The sequence below is a fragment of the Vreelandella sp. 21 genome (genome assembly GCF_050995515.1).
GTDB classification, from domain to species: Bacteria; Pseudomonadota; Gammaproteobacteria; order Pseudomonadales; family Halomonadaceae; genus Vreelandella; species Vreelandella alkaliphila.
Map to the genome: position 1 here is coordinate 316554 of NZ_CP194673.1, position 18016 is coordinate 334569.

Here is an 18016-nt window from a genome sequence, read left to right on the forward strand (position 1 = left end):
TTGAATATGAGACGGGCTTTTTATCTATGATTTAGCGCACTTAGTGGTTATGTCCTGCATGACTGCCAAACGCTGCGTTGAACTGCACCATTCCCACCCACTGCTCATCATGCCCTGCAAAGTCTTCGCGGGTCAGTTGGGTGCGCACGAACATGTTATCGCGTACATGCCAAGTGAGCTGCGCGCTGTGCCGCCAGGACGTGTCTTCTGAGACGATCGCGGTAGGGTGGGTTCCCATCACTTTGTTGGTTAACCCTAATGCTTCTGCCCGTAGGCCGACTTCCCAGCGAGGCGCAATACCGTAAATAGCGTCGATGTAAGCGCCATCTTGTTGCTCAGTGTAGTGGTCGTGTGCATGAAAGTGATCATGGTGTTGCACATGCTCTTGCAGGTCACGTTCGCTATAGAAGTATTCCGCACCTAATTGCCAGTTGCCCTGATAACCAGGTTGCTCCGCATCGTAGTTAAACCGCGCGTCTAAACCTGCGAACCAGTTGTCGCCTTCAGCGGTATGGGCATGGTGGCCATGGTCATCGACACGCACATACTGACGGTTCATGCCCGCAGACGTTCCCAGCGTTAGCTGCTTATTCGCACCGAGATCTGGGCGGTATTTAGCGAAAATTGTGCCCACGCGAGGGCCACTGGCGCGATCCTCATAGCCCCCTTCATCAAAGCGGCTGAAGCCTTCTCCCTCGCCTTGAAACAGCTCGCTACCCAGCGTCAAGGTGCTGTTTGGTGACCAGGTTAGCTGTAGACCTGTATCGAGCAGACCATGCTCTCCAAACAAATACTCATTGACCAGTGGGCGCTCAACAAAATCCCAAGCGTGAGGGTGTCGGCTGTTAATGTAGCCTATATCAGAAAGAAACTTACCGGCTTGTAAGCGCAGCCCGTTAGGCAGCGTACGTGTCGCAATAAAAGCCTCCTCCAGCGTGATATCGTCTTCCGTTAGCGAAACAACGGCCTTGCCCTCAAGGTGGGCGGTTTGCCCTTCGATAGCCACTTCAGAGTGTCCCAGGTTAAATCCATTGTCGAGATCATGGCTATGGCCGCTGTGGTCATGTCCTTCTTCATGATCGTGACCGCTTTCGTGCCCATGGCTAAAGCCGGCAGGCGAGTTCTCATCTCCTGAAAAGCGATTGTGGTAGATGCCTTCCACAACTAAGGAAACGTTGATGTTGTTTTCAGCATCGCTATGTTTATCGTTGCTATGTTCATAGGCGTCGTGCTCATGAGCATGACCAGAGTGATCATGGTCGCGCCCATGATGGTGATCATCTGCATAGGCAGAGGAGCTGATAAGCAGAGCAGTGGCAAGCGGTGTAAGCAGAAATAAAGAGCGTGGCACAGGTGTATTCCCTTAAACGTTAGAATTAAGCGCACAAAATGATATGTTATATTGTATCAATATTGCAATTGTGCTGAATTCTGTCGCTGCACGCGGCTAGCTTCGAGGGGGTGTGAGGTGTTTAAGAAAAACTGACCAAAATGTTGACCACACTATGCCTAAGCAGACCATTTTCAGACTACAGGCACAAAAAAAGCACCCGTAGGTGCTTGGTTTTTAGGGATATCTGGTGGAGGCAGCGTCCCGCACAGTCGGAAATATACTCAAGTTCAGAGCAGATCGGGTAGTTAATGGTAAGCGATTGCGCAAGAGGAATGGTCGTGGTGCTGCTTGGACCATAGAAAGTGTCTAGCCGTAATGCTTGAATGGTGGCTCTGGTTGCGCAGGTGAGTTTGTTTTACCCGTCATGAGGTTGGCATCCATCAGATACCTCTCCAATGACAATGGATAATTGAGCAACTAGAGCCACCAAGCTTACAAACCTGATAATAAAAAAATTATCGCCAATTTTGAACTGTAAATCGTCAGCTAATAGAAAAATTGGAAACTCCTAAAATTAGCTTAAGCTCCTGTAATAGGGGCTTTTGGTGTTATTACTCTGATCAGCTTTCCTAGAAATCCGGGACATACCCAGGGGGTGAAAAACGTTATGAAGAAGGGAAGATGTCGTATCAAAACGTCAATTCGGCGCCAGCAGGGCGAATCCATGACAATTGCAAAGGACTTGTGACTCTGCAAATTCGTAGGTGGTGTAGTAAGCTTATCCTAAGTCAATATGCCAAAAGCGTAATTTCAGTCGGAGCAAGACTTTAGCCAATGGCATTCTAAGAGGTGACAGAGGATAGAGGCTGACTAATCACAATTAATGCAAATAAATTGAAGCAGAAATGTTGACAGATAACTAAAAATTTTAGGAGCAATGTAATGCAAGTAAAGCTTCTCGGTGGGTCTGGCCTACATGCCAGTGAAGTTAAAGCAGTCCGAAAGATGGAAGAAGAGCTAAGAGGTAGTTGGTTTGCTTATGCAAGCTTTGAATCGCCCCGGATATTTTAGACACCCGTTAGGCTCTTAAAGTAACGCCTTTCATAATCAACCGGTGACAAGTTATCACTTGTGCCGTGTCGGCGCTTTGGGTTGTAAAACATTTCAATGTAATTGAACACGTCACGTCTAGCCGCTTCGCGTGTTGAATAAATCTGTCGCTTGATTCGCTCCCGCTTGAGAAGTTGAAAGAAGCTTTCAGCAACGGCGTTGTCATGACAGTTACCACGTCGGCTCATACTGCCTACCAAGCAATTCGCTTTCAGAAAGCTTTGCCAGTCTCCACTGCTAAACTGGCTCCCTTGATCCGAATGCACCATCACCGTTCCTTGTGGCTTGCGTCGCCAGACTGCTGATAACAAAGCATCCAGTGCCAACTCCGTAGTCATGCGAGACTTCATCGACCAGCCAATCACTTGACGGGAAAACAGGTCGATAACTACCGATAGGTAAAGCCAGCCTTCGTAAGTGCGGATGTACGTGATGTCCGTCACCCAAGCAATATTTGGCGCTGTTACTTCAAACTGACGGTCTAAATGGTTAGGGGATACGGCAGCCGGTTTCCCATCGCCATAGCCGCCAGGGCGTCGTCGATAGCCCGTCTGAGAGCGTAAACCTTCCCTATTCATAAGACGCGCCACACGGTGCTTCCCACAAGCTTCGCCAGCTTCACGCAAGTCCTGGTAGACCTTGCGATAGCCATATACACCGCCGCTTTCAAGCCAGGAGTGCTTGATCAATCCCAGCAAGCGCTCATCTTCCCGCGCTCGATTAGAGAGCGCTTTTTTACACCATGCGTAGTAACCGCTGGGGTGCACTGCCATCATCTGACACAAGCGACGTACCGAATATTGGCTCGAATAATTTTGAATAAACGCGTACCTCAGTCGGACTCCCTGGCGAAGTACGCGGTGGCCTTTTTTAATATGTCTCGCTCTTCTAATACGCGTTTGAGTTCGGCCTTCAAACGACGGTTTTCAGCTTGGAGATCATCATCCTCTTGCCGTTGTTCTACCGGCTTATCGTATCGCTTAATCCAGTTGTACAGGCTGTGACCTGACACGCCTAGCCGCTCAGCGACCTCGGCCACGCGATGGCCGCGCTCTACCACTTGTTTGACGGCTTCGATTTTGAATTCTTCAGTGTAGCGGGGATGGCTCATGGTTCCTCCTAGATACCTTTAGTATAGGGCCTGGAGGTGTCTATGAAACCTGGGGCGATTCATAAGAACCCTATACGGGATAGCCAAATTGGTTCTTCACTGTTAGAGGAGATGGTCAATGCTTGAATATGCTGATGATACTCAAGGGGAAGTAGTTGGCCATCGGCGTCACGTTAATACGATTTCACTATTGCTTCCTGCAAAGCAGTATAGCCTTAATTGTTCATGGACTACAGAGAGGCCTCTGCCGGCAATAGAGGAGTTTTCATGCAGACTAATACTTCTATTTGATGGCGTAGCTCCGTTTGAAGTTAGAGAATATTTTGGATTATCTGAAATTGAGTTAAACGGGCTGATAGACAGTTTATTGAAGAAGCGTCTCATTGAAATGGATCCTAATGGCTTAATTAAAGCGTCATCTATTCTCCGCCTAAAAAATAATAATGATCAGGAAGTGCCTACGCTTACAGCGTATGATACCCGTGAAGAAAGTGCCGTGTTTGACCTCTTAACATTGAGCATTATACCTCGTCGTAGCTATCAGGGAATAAAATATGGACTTCCAGAAATTCCTCCACCAGAAAAATTTGGCTCTGTTGGCCTTGAATCTATAGTGGAGCAGTTTGGAAGGCAATATAGGATTCACTTAGAGAATACTAGAAGTAGCGGAGCTGAAAAAACTCGACTATATAAAGTTTCCCATTGTAGGCCTGTGCGGACACTGCAAGTGCCAATTGATATGGAGATTAGTTTAGAAGTGGTTTCTGGAGAAGGCATTCGTGTATATCGAGATGCCGTAGAGCGAGTTGGTCCAGTTCGTAAGAATGCTTTGTCAAATGAGCTAGAGGCGCAAATTGCAGATTATTTGGCGAAGCTTGCTGTCCCTAGTCATGGCCATTCATTTCAAGATTTTTGCGAAGCTATTGGCGATGAAATTTTATCCAAGTACTCAACACCTGAAGGGTTCGATTTAGCATCATGGTTGCAAGATAGAGAAAATAAGAAAACTGGATATGGTTCTAGTACAACAAGAGGCATTCTTGGGCCTGTATACTTGGAAAGCAATGCTATAGCAATAAGCAAGACTCTCGGTAGCCTTGTGCGAGAAGAAGGAGCGGATGTACCTAATATGTACTGGTATCCCGCTAGTGTCCCTTTGTGGGGCGCGAATGGTACCGATTTAGAAAAATTCATTAGTAGATTAGAGAAAGAGTTAAATTCTAACTCTGAATCTGTTTCTAATATCATTACATTTTTCAATATTCAGGAAAATAAAGAAATTAGAGCTATAAAAAAATCTTTTAATGCGCGATTGCCCCATGGCGTGTCACTTCAAGGGGGTAGCCCACAAGATCGTGTTGAAATTATAGTTATTCCAGGATTTTTAGCAATTGCCCAATACCATGTTCAGCCAAATAGCGATAGTTGCGTAACTATTCCTGTTGGGCTGTTAACAACAGATCCTGTACGTATGAAAAAAATTGAAAATTTACTACAACTTAGAATGCAGGGTTCAACAGGTAGTGAAATTCTTTGGTCGAGGAGTAATGTGTCTAGTAAGGGATTGATTGATAAAGAATTTCTGAGATTAGAATCTAGGCCTCAAACTGATGATTTGAAAGAGTTTAGTGGTGACCAGAAGAAGCAGCCTTCTATTAAATGGAAGGCTAAGAAGAGATTCTGACTAAGATTCTATGCCTCATCTAAGTGTAAGAACTGGTCACCAGCCATTATGTGGTTGGTGACCAGTTCTATATCAGGAGAATTTTTTGTGCCCATAGATACTGTTCAGCGCCATTTTCGTCAAACTCTAGTTCTAGTATGGGTAAGCATGCAGAGAAATGAGGAGCACCAGCTCAGCAGAAGCGAGCCGAATTTTTGTAACAGCATAAGAAAATGAACACGATGTCACAGAAAAGCAGATGTAAGGTATGACTTTATTTTATGGCTAATAGGTTGGCTTATAAACAAAAAAAGCACCCGTAGGTGCTTGATTTGTATAGTCAGGTGGTGGAGGCGGCGGGAATTGAACCCGCGTCCGCCAGCACGCGCCTATTGGCTCTACATGCTTAGATTTCGTCATTTGCTTTAACGCAACTGACTCCGACGATCAGGATTCAGCCACGCGAGCCTTCTAAGTTTAACGATTGATGAGAAGACACCACCAACCGCGGTCCTATCAGCTTTAGCTCGTATCCCATCAGTGATGAATAGGCACATCACCTTTGGGCCAGACAAGAAGCTAACAGTGTTTAAGCTGCTAGCGCGCCTTGAGCGTAGTTTTCGTCATTTGCGACTATTTTTCGTGATGTGGGATTTACGAGATACATCACGCTCTCGGCATGCACCGCAAGGGTTGTCACCAGCGTCGAAACCATGTCGCCCCCTGATTACAGATGAGCATTCTAACGTGCTCACAGCGAATTGACCAGTTATGCCTTGTTATGTTCCCGCATTATCCGACCTTTCTGACGGCTCCAGTCGCGATCTTTCTCGGTGGCGCGCTTGTCATGCAGCTGTTTGCCGGTCACCAATGCCAGCTCACACTTCACCTTGTTGCGTTTCCAATAGAGCTTGAGCGGTACGCAAGTGTGGCCTTTGTCCTGAGTTACCGAGAAAATTTTGGCAATTTCCTTACGGTGCAGAAGCAACTTACGCGTGCGCGTCGGATCAGCAATTTCGTGGGTGCTTGCTGTATTAAGCGGCATGATATGGCTGCCTAGTAAAAAAGCCTCGCCGTTACGAACCAAAATATAGGTGTCGGTAAGCTGTGCTTTACCAGCGCGAAGGCTTTTAACTTCCCAGCCCGCGAGTACCAAACCTGCTTCTAAGGTTTCGTTGATATGGTACTCAAACCGAGCCTTCTTGTTTTGGGCAATAACGCTGCTGCTAGGGCCCTTACTGTTACCTTTCTTAGTGGCCATGGAACCTCATCGTTGATCTGTCAGTAGCACCCCCTTCGTTATGTGGGGAGGCGTGATACCATTCAAGGTCTACAAAAATGTTTCCCATGATACGCTTTGGGCACTGTGAAGTCAGCGGAGAGGTCAATGCCAACCGTTAATCGTACCGCCTTGGTGCGGCACACCCCCCAACAAATGTTCGATCTGGTTAATGACTTCGAACGCTATCCCGAGTTCCTGCCGGGGTGTCGCCGTGCGCGCCTGCTAGAGCATGACGAGGCGCATTTAATTGGCGAGATGACCCTTGGACGTGCGGGTGTGGAGCAAACAATCACTACTCGAAATGATTTATATGCCCCCGAGCGGATTGAGCTGTCGTTAGTAAAAGGGCCGTTCAAGCAGCTTAAAGGGCGTTGGTTATTTATCCCGATGGGGGAAAACGCCTGCAAAGTCAGCTTGGAAATGGAATTTGTATTTGCCAATCGCTTGCTTAGCATGGCGTTTGGAAAATTATTTCAGCAAATTGCGGGGCAGCTTGTCGATGCCTTCACGAAGCGTGCTGACGAGCGCTATGGCCGCTGATACGTTCTCGGTAGAGGTTGCCTTTGCCTTGCCGCACAAACAGCGTCTAGTGGCCTTAAAGGTGCGCCAAGGCACAACCGCACGCCAAGCGGTAGTGATGGCAGATCTACCCAGCCTGTTTCCCGAGATTCCCAGCGACACCTTTGAACAGGCACCGCTGGGAATTTTTGGCAAAGCGCTGCGCCAGCCTGAAAAAGAAGCGCTGCGCCCAGGAGATCGTGTTGAGGTCTATCGCCCATTGGAGATAGACCCCAAAGCTGCCCGCCTAGAGCGGGCAAAGCGTCAAGCCAGAGGCGAGTAACTTATTCGGAAGACATCACTGGCTATGGCGCTGTGGCATTTTCTGACGTAGGTACTCGTTGGCTAGGTGCGTTGATGCCGGTGATTGGATCTGCTGTTTCTGTTGCAGGGCCTGCGCCGGCATCTCTGCTGATCGGCAGATCACCAGAGAAATCACCTTGCTGTTCAACGTTCACCAGACGCCCCATGTTATCGAACGTGAGGGTTACACGCCGCTGCTCAACACCCGCGTACGCTTTATCAAGACGGTAAACGTAATCCCATTCTCGCGTGTCAAATGGGGCTTCCAGCAACGGGCGACCCATCACATAAGTGACTTGCTCTCGGGTCATTCCTGGCTGTAATTGGCTGACCATTTCTTCGGTCACCAAGTTGCCCTGAGGGATGTCGCGCTTGTAAACGCCAACGTAGCTGCAGCCGCTAACAACGGTTAGGGCAACGGAAAGAGTAATGATACGAGTCAATTTTTGCATTTGAGCCTATTCTTCACTATCGTGGTTTCGGTCGATCATACCCGACCTAACCTGTTACTGCGAAGAGCAACCATGGCCGATCAGAACCATGAACTGCGCAAAGCCGGGCTGAAAGTGACCCTGCCGCGCGTCAAGATCCTGCAGATTCTCGAAAATGCTTCGGGTCAACACCACCTTAGCGCAGAAGAAGTGTACAAAACACTGATTGATGCGGGCGAGGATGTTGGCTTGGCTACCGTGTACCGCGTGCTGACTCAGTTTGAATCAGCAGGCTTGGTGATCCGTCATAATTTTGATGGTGGCCACGCGGTGTTCGAGATGACTCAAGAAGACCACCACGACCATATGGTGTGTTTAGAAAGTGGTGAAATCATTGAGTTTGTCGATGAAATCATCGAGCGACGTCAGCAAGAGATCGCCGAAGAGCACGGCTATGAACTTGTGGACCATGCCCTGGTGCTTTACGTACGCCCCCGTGGGTCGGACGTAACCCGACAGGACAGCGGCCCCACAAATAAAAAATAGTCGCGCTAAATAAAATGCCTCTAGGGTGCGAGTGATGACTCATTCGCGCCCTAGGGGCGTTTTTTATAGTATGTGGCGTTTGCTAGCGCGTTATCGATTGAAAAAAAGCGTTTAGTGCGGTGGCCGTTGGCTAGCGTGCAGCATTTCGCGGGCGTGGGCGAGTGTTTGGTCAGATAGCGTTACACCGCCCAGCATGCGGGCGAGCTCGCTAATCCGACCACGCTCGTCTAGCAGGGCCATATGGGTCAGCGTGCTATCTCGTTTGGCACGTTTTTCAATATGCAGATGCTGATGCGCCTGAGCGGCGACCTGAGGCAGGTGGGTGACGGTCATTACTTGACCGTTTTCGCCGAGCTTGCGTAGCAGTTGACCGACAATTTCGGCCGTCGCTCCCGAGATACCCACGTCCACTTCATCGAAGACCAGGCTGGGAATAGTGGAGTGGGAGGCGGCCACCACTTGAATAGCAAGGCTGATGCGCGATAATTCACCGCCCGAAGCCACTTTGGTTAGCGGCCTAGCAGGCTGGCCTGGGTTCGCGCTAATCAGGAATTGGACGTGGTCCAGGCCTTCTGGCGTAGGCGTTTCACGCGGGGTAACGTCCACGTCAAAACGTGCTTTACCCATGGCCAAGAACCCTAGCTGTTGTTGTACTTCTTTGCCCAAGCGAACGGCGGCTTTTTGGCGCGCCTCGCTTAGTTGTTTGGCATCGCTGCGATAGCGCTCGCGGTATTCAGACACTTGGTTGCTTAACGACTCCAGGTCGTCGTCGCTGGCTTCTAGCAGTTCGACTTCCTGGCTGAGCCGGGCATGCAGCGCGCAAATCTCTTCCGGGGCAACGTGATGCTTGCGGGCAATACGGTGGACATCGCCAAGCCGTTCTTCTACCCAGGCTAGGCGTTCCGGGTCTAGTTCGGTAGTACTGGCAAGACGATTTAGCTCGCTTGAAGCCTCCTCTACTTGAATGCGCGCATCGCTAAGCATGGCCAAGGTATTGGCCAGTGTGCCTTTGTCACTGCCGGGTAGCGCGCTTAAATGGGCATAGGCTTGATTTAACAGCGACAGAGCGCCACCTTCATCGCTCGCGCAGCAATCGGCGGCAAACTGGGTTTCACGCAGCGTCTCTTCCGCATGGGCGAGAGTATGCTGCTCTTCTTCTAACGTTTGCAGCTCACCCTCTGCCAGTCCCAGTTGATCTAACTCTTCTACTTGGTAGCGCAGCAACTGCCGCTTTGCCTCAACTTCACTGCCTTCTTCGCTGAGTTTTTTTAATCGCCGCCGGGCGCTGCGCCACTCGCGGAAGGTTTCAGCCAACTGCTGGCTACGCTCACGTAGCCCGGCATAATCATCTAGCAGGGCGAGATGGGTTTCTTCACGCATGAGTGCCTGATGAGCATGCTGTCCATGGATTTGAATCAGCTGCTCGCCCAGCGATTTTAGGTCGGCGATGGTGGCAGGGTGGCCATTGATCCACGCTTTGGAGCGACCGCTGGCTGTAACCACACGGCGCAGCAAGCACTCTTCAGCAGGCAGCTCGCGAGCAGTCAACCACTCTGTGGCAGCGGGTAGATGTTGAATATCAAAACGAGCGGAAAGGTCGGTGCGCTCACGCCCATGGCGCACGCTGCCAGCGTCGGCACGCTCACCCAAACATAGGCCAAGTGCCCCGAGTAAAATCGATTTGCCTGCCCCAGTTTCCCCGGTAATCGCCGTCATACCACGGGTTAGGTCGAGTTCAAGGCGGTCAACAATAGCGTAATCTTGGATTGCTAGCTGCGTGAGCATAAGGCCTCCTGAGGCGGTGCGGCACAGAAGCTGGATACTTATCCAATAATTGTTGTTTTATACAGTAGTCTATAACTCACTTCAATGCCCCTCTTGAGATGGCTTTTATGGCCCCCATATAGCGTCCATACGTGGTTAATACTCGTTACTTAACCGAGGTGGCCGTTAATGCCACCGCTGCATACTTTTCAGGAGCTAGGCATGGCAAAAGAACCGCAAACCCCATTAGAAGATGAGCTGGCCCGCCAAGAGCAAGAAGCGGAAGTCACCGAGCAAGCGGCTGAAGAGCGCCTGGTCGAGGGTGAGCTGGAAGGCTTGATCGAGGAAGACGCTGCGTTAGAGGGCGGCGTGGGAAACCCAGAAGCCGATATGCTAGCCGCTCAGGTGGAAGAGCTTGAGCAGAGCTTGGCGGAAGCTAAAGACCAAGCGCTACGTGCCGCTGCTGAAGCTCAAAACGTGCGTCGCCGAGCTGAGCAAGAAGCTGAAAAAGCGCGCAAGTTTGCTTTAGAAAAATTTGTTAAGGAGCTATTGCCCGTTGTTGATAGTCTGGAAAAAGCCCTAGAGAGCATGGAAGACGGAGCCTCTGACGTACATCGTGAGGGCGTTTCCATGACCCTCAAAATGCAGTTAGGCGTATTGAATAAATTTGGCGTGGAAAGCGTTGAACCCCAGGGTGAGCCCTTCGACCCGCAGGTTCACGAAGCGATGGCGATGGTGCCGAATCCCGAGCTTGAACCCAATACCGTCATGGACGTGATGCAGAAGGGTTATTTGCTTAACGGCCGCCTAGTTCGCCCCGCGATGGTGGTAGTTAGCCAAAAAGCCAATTAAGCATTGGCTGACGCAAAGCAAAAAAAAGCCCCTTGAAATGCTGCAAGCGGCCCCCAAATAAAGGGCAACCCGCGGGAAAACCCGCAAACGCTTTAAATTTCAAAAAGCAGATTTTTTGACATCAGCTTTCAAACATCAGTTTTGTAACAACCGAATTCGAGGTTTTTGCTATGGGACGCATTATTGGTATCGATCTGGGCACCACCAACTCTTGTGTGGCAGTGCTCGATGGTGACAGCGCTAAAGTCATTGAAAATGCCGAAGGCGGCCGCACTACGCCTTCCATTATTGCTTACACCGACGATGGTGAGACGCTGGTAGGCCAGGCGGCAAAACGTCAGGCCGTCACCAACCCTGAGAACACCCTTTACGCGATCAAGCGCCTGATTGGCCGTCGCTTCAAAGATGATGTCGTACAAAAAGACATCAAAATGGTGCCTTACAAAATCGCCGAAGCCGACAACGGAGATGCCTGGGTTGAAGTAAAAGGCAAAAAAATGGCGCCGCCGCAGGTAAGTGCGGAAGTGCTGAAGAAAATGAAGAAAACCGCCGAAGACTACCTCGGTGAAGCGGTAACTGAAGCGGTCATCACCGTACCGGCGTACTTTAACGACAGCCAGCGCCAGGCCACGAAAGATGCGGGCCGTATCGCCGGTCTTGATGTTAAACGCATCATTAACGAGCCGACCGCTGCTGCATTGGCCTACGGTATGGACAAATCCCGTGGTGATAAAACCATCGCGGTATATGACCTGGGTGGCGGTACTTTCGATATCTCTATTATCGAAGTGGCCGACGTTGACGGCGAAACCCAGTTTGAAGTGTTGGCCACCAACGGCGATACCTTCCTGGGCGGCGAAGACTTCGACTTGGCGCTGATCAACTACTTAGTTGACCAGTTCAAAGCGGACAGCGGTATGGATCTGTCTGGCGACAACCTCGCTATGCAGCGTCTGAAAGAAGCGGCTGAGAAGGCTAAAATTGAGCTTTCCAGTGCCCAGCAGACAGACGTTAACCTGCCGTACATCACCGCTGACAACACGGGCCCGAAACACCTTAACGTGAAGGTGACGCGTGCCAAGCTGGAGTCGCTGGTTGAAGATCTGGTACAGCGCTCGCTCGACCCGTGCAAAATGGCGCTGAAAGATGCTGGTTTGTCTGCATCTGAAATCGACGAAGTGATTCTGGTCGGTGGCCAGACGCGTATGCCGATGGTGCAGAAGAAAGCCGCTGATTTCTTCGGTAAAGAAGCGCGTAAAGACGTCAACCCAGATGAAGCGGTTGCTGTTGGTGCGGCGATTCAGGGCGGTGTTCTTGGCGGCGACGTAAAAGACGTACTGCTGCTAGACGTGACGCCGTTGACCCTGGGTATTGAAACCCTGGGTGGCGTAATGACGCCGCTGATCGACAAAAACACCACCATCCCCACGAAGAAGACACAAACCTTCTCCACGGCGGATGACAACCAAACGGCAGTGACGATTCACGTCGTTCAGGGTGAGCGTAAGCAGGTCTCGCAGAATAAGTCGCTGGGTCGTTTTGATCTTGCCGACATTCCGCCAGCACCGCGTGGTGTGCCGCAGATTGAAGTGGCCTTCGATCTGGATGCCAACGGCATTCTAAACGTATCGGCCAAAGATAAGGCGACCAATAAAGAGCAGTCTATCGTCATTAAAGCGTCCAGCGGTCTCACGGATGAAGAGATCGAGCAAATGGTACGCGATGCGGAAGCTCACGCGGACGAAGACAAAAAGTTTGAAGCGCTAGTGCAGCTGCGTAACCAAGCAGATGGCATGATTCACGCCACTCGTAAAACTGTGCAGGAAGCCGGCGATAAAGCGACCGATGACGAGAAACAAGCCATCGAGACCGCGATCAGCGAGCTGGAAGAAGCAGTGAAGACTGACGATCAGGACAACATCCAGCAGAAGCTGGACGCGCTGACCGAAGTGTCTGGCCAATTGGCGCAGAAAATGTACGCCGAGCAGGCGGAAGCTGCTCAGCAGGCGGACGGTGAAAGTGCTGAAAATGCCAGCACCAAGCCAGAGGATGACGTGGTTGACGCTGAGTACGAAGAAGTCAACGACGACAAAAAGAAACAGTAAATCACCTCTATCTGCTAAGGAATGCGGTAGCGCGGGAGACAACTCCCGCGTTGCTGTTTCCGAAGTAGACGCCTAATTAAGTGCGTAGCTAACCAGGAGGCGTAGGACCCATGTCCAAACGCGATTATTACGAAGTCCTGGGTGTCGAAAAAGGGGCTGATCAGAAAGAGATCAAAAAGGCCTACCGCCGCTTGGCGCAAAAATTCCACCCTGATCGAAACCCGGACGATAACACCGCAGCGGAAAAATTCCGTGAGGTGTCAGAAGCGTACGAAGTCTTAAGCGATGGCGAGAAGCGCGCGGCGTATGACCAATTTGGTCACGCCGGTGTTGATGGCCAGGGCGGCGGCTTTGGCGGTGGCGGGTTCGGTGGTGGTGGCGCTGGCGACTTCAGCGACATCTTCGGCGATGTGTTTGGCGATATCTTTGGTGGCGGTGGTGGCCGTCGTCGTGGCCCTAACGCCCCAGCGCGTGGCAGTGATCTGCGCTACAACTTAGAGCTGGATCTGGAAAACGCAGTTTCCGGCACAACCGTTGATATCCGCGTGCCTCGCCATATCGAATGTGACCGCTGCGATGGTGAAGGTGCTGAACCTGGTTCTAGCAAAGAAACCTGCCCCACGTGCCATGGCCACGGCCAAGTGCGTATGCAGCAAGGTTTCTTCGCGGTTCAGCAAACTTGCCCGACCTGTCACGGCAGTGGCCAGCACATCAAAGTGCCGTGCCACAAATGTAACGGTGAAGGCCGCGTGCGGGAAACGCGCACGCTATCGGTGAAGATTCCGCCGGGAGTGGATACTGGTGATCGCATTCGTCTGAATGGCGAAGGTGAAAGTGGTATTAACGGTGGCCCGCCTGGTGACCTGTATGTTCAGGTGTCGATCAAGCCACACCACATCTTCCAGCGCGATGGCAAACACCTGCAGTGTGATGTGCCGATCAACTTTGTTGACGCTGCATTAGGTGGGGAGCTAGAAGTACCCACGCTAGACGGTCGTGTGAAGCTGAAGATTCCACCGGAAACTCAAACCGGTAAACTCTTCAGGCTGCGCGGTAAAGGTGTGAAGCCGGTACGTGGCGGCGCCCCTGGCGACTTGCTTTGCAAAGTGGTGCTGGAGACGCCGGTCAATCTCAATGACGAGCAGAAAGACCTGCTTCGTCAGTTGCAAGAGAGCTTTGACGGCAGCAATAGCCACAGCCACTCGCCGAAGAAAACTGGCTTCTTCGACAGTGTGAAGAAGTTCTTTGAAGAGATGAAGCCGTAACGGCGCCAATTTGATCGTAAAGCGACGAAAGCCCTAGCATTTTTGATGCTAGGGCTTTTGCGTTTTATGCAAATAGGTCTTAAACTCCAGTTTGATTCTTAGTTTATGTTAACAAAAAAGTAAATAATATCCAGTCTGCTTTGGAGCGGTAAATGAACGATAAAGAAAATATAAAGGCTTCAAATGGCTTTAGTACAATAAAACAGGAGTTAATTAGAAGAACCCAAAAGCCTCTCCAGCAGTTCACTTTCTGGGTATATATGATTACTGCTGTAGGGCTTTTAGGAGGAGCTGGGGTATGGTATGAGTTGGTCATGCTGGCTAATCAAGAAGGGCAAGACTATAGTGCTTTAAAAGTGGCTCTTCTAACTTTCTCACCCGCCGTTATTGGAGCATCCTCTCTGTCAATGGTTTTTGAAAATCAAAAAAGCAGGGAGCTTTTGGCATTTTCAGTACTTTGTCTAGTAGGAATGTTTTTTATATTTCTTTTGCTTTCGAATATTAATGGTTTTTTTGGTCTGGTTTTAAGTGTTATTTTTGCTTTATTGTCAGTTTGGGTATGGTGGATAGCGAATAGTGATAATCAAGGGTTATATGATGATATAAATCCAATAGATTCTGTCGGAGGGTCGCTTAGTGAGCCGCCGCAAGGGTCTACAGAAGGGTGGGATGTGTAAATGAACTCTTTGTCGTTTCCAATGAAAGTTCGAGCACTTGAAGTAAAGCAAGATCTTTCTACTTTTTACGCTGTTACATTAAATGCTGAGACTTTATTGAGGGTAAGTTACAGTGATGTTATGAAGGCCGAAGTTGATTTTGAAGGAGGTGGGTATTTTCTTCAAGGCACTCAAAGGCAACTGCAAGAGAAAAGGTTGAATGAAATAAGTAAGTATATAAATAGAGAAGATGCCGCTTTCCCTAATTCAATTATATTGGCAGCTAATATAAATGAAAGTGATGGTTTTTTTAGTTCAGGTGAAAATGGCGAAGATGATTCATGGAGAATTGAAAGAGATGCTGATGGATTGTGGTTGATTATACCTTCAGCAAAGAAAGTAGCTTCAATAATTGATGGCCAACATAGGTTGTTTGGCTTTGTTAATGCTAATCAAAGAAAAATGAAAATGGATCTACTTTGTTCAGTATACTTAGATCTTCCAAAACCATACCAAGCTCAGCTTTTTGCAACTATTAATTCTAACCAGAAAAAAGTTGATAAAAGCCTCACTTATGAACTTTTTGGTTATAATATATATGATGAGCCTGCTGAGAACTGGTCTCCCGATAAATTGGCTGTTTTTTTAACTCGAAAGTTAAATTTTGAAACCGAGTCTCCTTTTTATAAGAAAATAAAACTTTCTCCGCGGTATGATGTTGAATTGCTAGAGCCTAGAGATAAAGATTTTTTTGTTTCAACATCAACTGTAGTTGAAGGCATTATAAAGCTTATAAGCTCAAACCCTAAAGAAGATTCTAACATAATGTCAACTCCCATAGGGAATTCAAGAGATACTTTACAACAAAGAAAAGACAATAGTCCATTTAGGGAATTATATATTCAAGGAAGTGATATTCTTATATATTCAGCGATAAGTAACTTTTTTTCAGCATGCGAAGATGTTTTTTGGAATGAATCTGGTAGTACTTACATGACTAAAACAGTAGGTATACAAGCGCTGTTTGAGATCTTACATAAAATTTCTTATTTTTGTGTTCGAGAGAGAAAAGTTAGTAAAAGTTTTTTTCTTAACGTTCTTTCGCAAGCACGTGAAATTGATTTTTCAGAAGAAGTGTTCAAGCAGGCATCAGGGTCTGGGCGCATAAAAATAAGAAATGAGATTATAAAATCAATTAACAAAGATTATTTAGGCTAATTTGCTCAGGGTGTTATGATGAACTTGGATGGTAGCTCAAAAAAAGTAGGTGAAGTCTTCTCAGGCGGCTATAAGTATAAGGTGCCTGAAAACCAGCGCCGCTACGAGTGGTCTGTTAAAGATGAGGTGAGTGAGTTTTGGCAAGATATTAATAATAATTTTTCTGATGGTAAGAAAGAGTATTTTATTGGGCCGGTAGTTTTAACGCGACCAGATGATGCTCCAAGCAGCTCAGATAAATTGGTTATTGATGGCCAACAGCGGCTTACAACTATTATTATATTGTTTTGCGTTTTAAGGAATTTTGCAAAAAAATACAATGATGTAAAAAACACCGGGATTTTTTCTTCTTTCGTAGATAATCATGATTCGCACTACGCTGACGAATTGCTAAATGGTGCTGCTGACATAATTCGTGCTAGCGGATTTGGTAAGAATTATAGATTCGAATCAAATGAAATCGATCAATCAGTTTTACATAAAGATGTTTTGGAGTTTTATGATGTTAATCCATATAATAAAATTAAAAAACCAGACTCTAAGATTATTAAGACGAGAAAGTTTTTTGAAGAGCATGTTTATGAGAACTTTATAAGTGGTGTTTCTGGACTTGATAAGCTGCTTGCTTTTGCAAAATATATTGTTGAAGAACTGAAGTTTATTGTTATTGAGGCTGGGTCGGAAAGTGACGCATATATGCTTTTTGAAAGCCTTAATTCTAGAGGACTTGGACTAACAGCCGCAGATCTTTTGAAAAATCGATTCTTAATGGTTTCAAGCCAGTCTAGTTCTTCTGATAAAGATTATGTGAAGAACAAGTGGAATGACATTGTGTCTTTAATAGCGAATACACGTTTTTCAACAACTGCTTTTTTTAGATTTTACTATTGGAGTGAGAATGGTAAGGTAGGTCAACAACAGCTTTATAAAGCGTTCTCTGATGAAATAATACCAGGAAATGTTACTCAAAAAATTTCTGAAATAGAAAAAGCAGCGGAGTTTTTTGCTAAGCTAAGTGATAAGAGCTTAAAATACCCGCTGGAAAGTTATAGGTCATCACCACTAGTTAAGATTGGAGCAGAGCTAAATACACTCGGTTATAAAAGCCCTTATCCATTATTGATTGCTGTTAAGCTGCATCGTGAAAATATATTAACAGATGTTGCCGGAAAAACGCGGGATTTTCTTTTTCGTTATGTAACAATTATGGATAAGTCTCCATCAGATGCTGAGACTCGACTTGACGAAGTGAGACGAATGGTTATTGATAAGATTTTCTCAGATAAGGATGTTCTGGATAAACTTGACTCAATAAAACCAGATGATGAAGAATTCATGAATGTACTTGAATGTAATGCGTTTTCGAAAAGTACAACTGATATAGTAAGATATATTTTATGCAGGGTATATGAAGAGGATTACGGTTTTTCAACTTCTATTAATCCCGGTCGTATAAATGTTGAGCATGTTTTGCCACAAGAATATTCTAAGTGGAGCAGTTTTGATTTTCAGGGTGAAGTAGAAGAGGATGTTATTTGGTCTATAGGAAATATGATAATATTAGAAGAGCCACTTAATAAAAGTGTTAAAAATAATGATTTTGATAAAAAGATTGTTAACTTAGCACCTAAAGATCCCCAGACAAAAACCGGCACTGAAATTCAAGCAAATCATGACATCTACAAGCAGTACGCGGAAAAGGGTAGAGTTTGGTCGCTGGAGTGGATAAAAGAACGTGCGAAACACTTGGCTGAGAAAAGTGTTTCAATCTGGTGAGTTTTTTCTCCCTCTTGTACTTTTTCAAGAGGGAGTTTCAGCT

General features: G+C 47.6%; 15 protein-coding genes and 1 other RNA gene. 10 read left to right on the top strand and 6 right to left on the bottom strand.

The genetic code is table 11. The features are described from left to right. Nucleotides 1–40: 40 nt before the first annotated feature. Together ACN06F_RS01520 and ACN06F_RS01525 are read right to left on the bottom strand one after the other, a co-directional pair. A complete protein-coding gene (locus ACN06F_RS01520; protein ID WP_433924545.1) occupies nt 41–1351 on the bottom strand; it encodes a TonB-dependent receptor in 1311 nt (436 codons plus the stop codon). A gap of 1049 nt (nt 1352–2400) precedes the next feature. Continuing rightward, nucleotides 2401–3554, bottom strand: a protein-coding gene (locus ACN06F_RS01525) for an IS3 family transposase (protein WP_319618591.1) whose coding sequence is annotated in 2 segments (ribosomal slippage) — nt 2401–3311 and nt 3311–3554 — 1155 coding nt in all. Because the reading frame shifts where the segments join, the coding sequence is not laid out codon by codon here. A gap of 118 nt (nt 3555–3672) precedes the next feature. On the opposite strand from ACN06F_RS01525, the gene ACN06F_RS01530 reads away from it, so the two are divergent. Then, a complete protein-coding gene (locus ACN06F_RS01530) occupies nt 3673–5238 on the top strand; it encodes a hypothetical protein (protein ID WP_433924546.1) in 1566 nt (521 codons plus the stop codon). Nucleotides 5239–5562: 324 nt separating this feature from the next. Here ACN06F_RS01530 and ssrA read toward each other — a convergent pair. Together ssrA and smpB are read right to left on the bottom strand one after the other, a co-directional pair. Then, nucleotides 5563–5941: a transfer-messenger RNA gene (gene ssrA / locus ACN06F_RS01535) on the bottom strand. Between the two features lie 45 nt (nt 5942–5986). After that, nucleotides 5987–6478, bottom strand: coding sequence for an SsrA-binding protein SmpB (smpB, locus tag ACN06F_RS01540; RefSeq protein WP_009723766.1), 492 nt, complete (start codon nt 6476–6478; stop codon nt 5987–5989). Between the two features lie 126 nt (nt 6479–6604). Between smpB and ACN06F_RS01545 the strand changes: the two genes are divergently transcribed. Beyond that, nucleotides 6605–7039: a type II toxin-antitoxin system RatA family toxin gene (locus ACN06F_RS01545; RefSeq protein WP_038480655.1), complete on the top strand. Its 435-nt coding sequence runs from the start codon at nt 6605–6607 to the stop codon at nt 7037–7039. Further along, a complete protein-coding gene (locus ACN06F_RS01550; RefSeq protein WP_433924547.1) occupies nt 7029–7340 on the top strand; it encodes an RnfH family protein in 312 nt (103 codons plus the stop codon). Before ACN06F_RS01545 ends, ACN06F_RS01550 begins: the two co-directional genes overlap by 11 nt. Before the next feature lie 22 nt (nt 7341–7362). Here ACN06F_RS01550 and ACN06F_RS01555 read toward each other — a convergent pair whose 3' ends face one another. Next, entirely contained in the window at nt 7363–7812 is a 450-nt protein-coding gene (locus ACN06F_RS01555; protein ID WP_433924548.1) for an outer membrane protein assembly factor BamE, read from the bottom strand. A gap of 72 nt (nt 7813–7884) precedes the next feature. Here ACN06F_RS01555 and fur point away from each other — a divergent pair, with 72 nt between their 5' ends. Then, nucleotides 7885–8337 carry a ferric iron uptake transcriptional regulator gene (gene fur, locus ACN06F_RS01560; protein ID WP_009723762.1) on the top strand — a complete coding sequence of 151 codons (453 nt, stop codon included), beginning with the start codon at nt 7885–7887 and terminating at the stop codon, nt 8335–8337. Nucleotides 8338–8448: 111 nt separating this feature from the next. Here fur and recN read toward each other — a convergent pair whose 3' ends face one another. Beyond that, complete coding sequence (gene recN / locus ACN06F_RS01565; RefSeq protein WP_038480665.1) at nt 8449–10122, bottom strand: DNA repair protein RecN; 1674 nt, start codon at nt 10120–10122, stop codon at nt 8449–8451. Between the two features lie 201 nt (nt 10123–10323). Between recN and grpE the strand changes: the two genes are divergently transcribed. The 6 genes from grpE to ACN06F_RS01595 all read left to right on the top strand — a co-directional run bounded on the left by grpE (nt 10324) and on the right by ACN06F_RS01595 (nt 17973). Continuing rightward, nucleotides 10324–10953, top strand: coding sequence for a nucleotide exchange factor GrpE (grpE, locus tag ACN06F_RS01570; RefSeq protein WP_038480668.1), 630 nt, complete (start codon nt 10324–10326; stop codon nt 10951–10953). A 170-nt stretch (nt 10954–11123) separates the two neighbouring features. Further along, complete coding sequence (dnaK, locus tag ACN06F_RS01575; protein WP_038480671.1) at nt 11124–13058, top strand: molecular chaperone DnaK; 1935 nt, start codon at nt 11124–11126, stop codon at nt 13056–13058. A gap of 110 nt (nt 13059–13168) precedes the next feature. Next, nucleotides 13169–14323 carry a molecular chaperone DnaJ gene (gene dnaJ, locus ACN06F_RS01580; RefSeq protein WP_009723758.1) on the top strand — a complete coding sequence of 385 codons (1155 nt, stop codon included), beginning with the start codon at nt 13169–13171 and terminating at the stop codon, nt 14321–14323. 152 nt (nt 14324–14475) lie between these two features. Next, on the top strand, nt 14476–15000 hold the full coding sequence (locus tag ACN06F_RS01585; protein WP_433924549.1) for a hypothetical protein: 525 nt from the start codon (nt 14476–14478) through the stop codon (nt 14998–15000). Then, nucleotides 15001–16197 (top strand): DNA phosphorothioation-associated DGQHR protein 1, encoded by a 1197-nt coding sequence (locus ACN06F_RS01590; protein WP_433924550.1) that lies wholly within the window; start codon nt 15001–15003, stop codon nt 16195–16197. A 15-nt stretch (nt 16198–16212) separates the two neighbouring features. Continuing rightward, complete coding sequence (locus tag ACN06F_RS01595; protein ID WP_433924551.1) at nt 16213–17973, top strand: DUF262 domain-containing protein; 1761 nt, start codon at nt 16213–16215, stop codon at nt 17971–17973. The last annotated feature ends 43 nt before the right edge of the window (nt 17974–18016 follow it).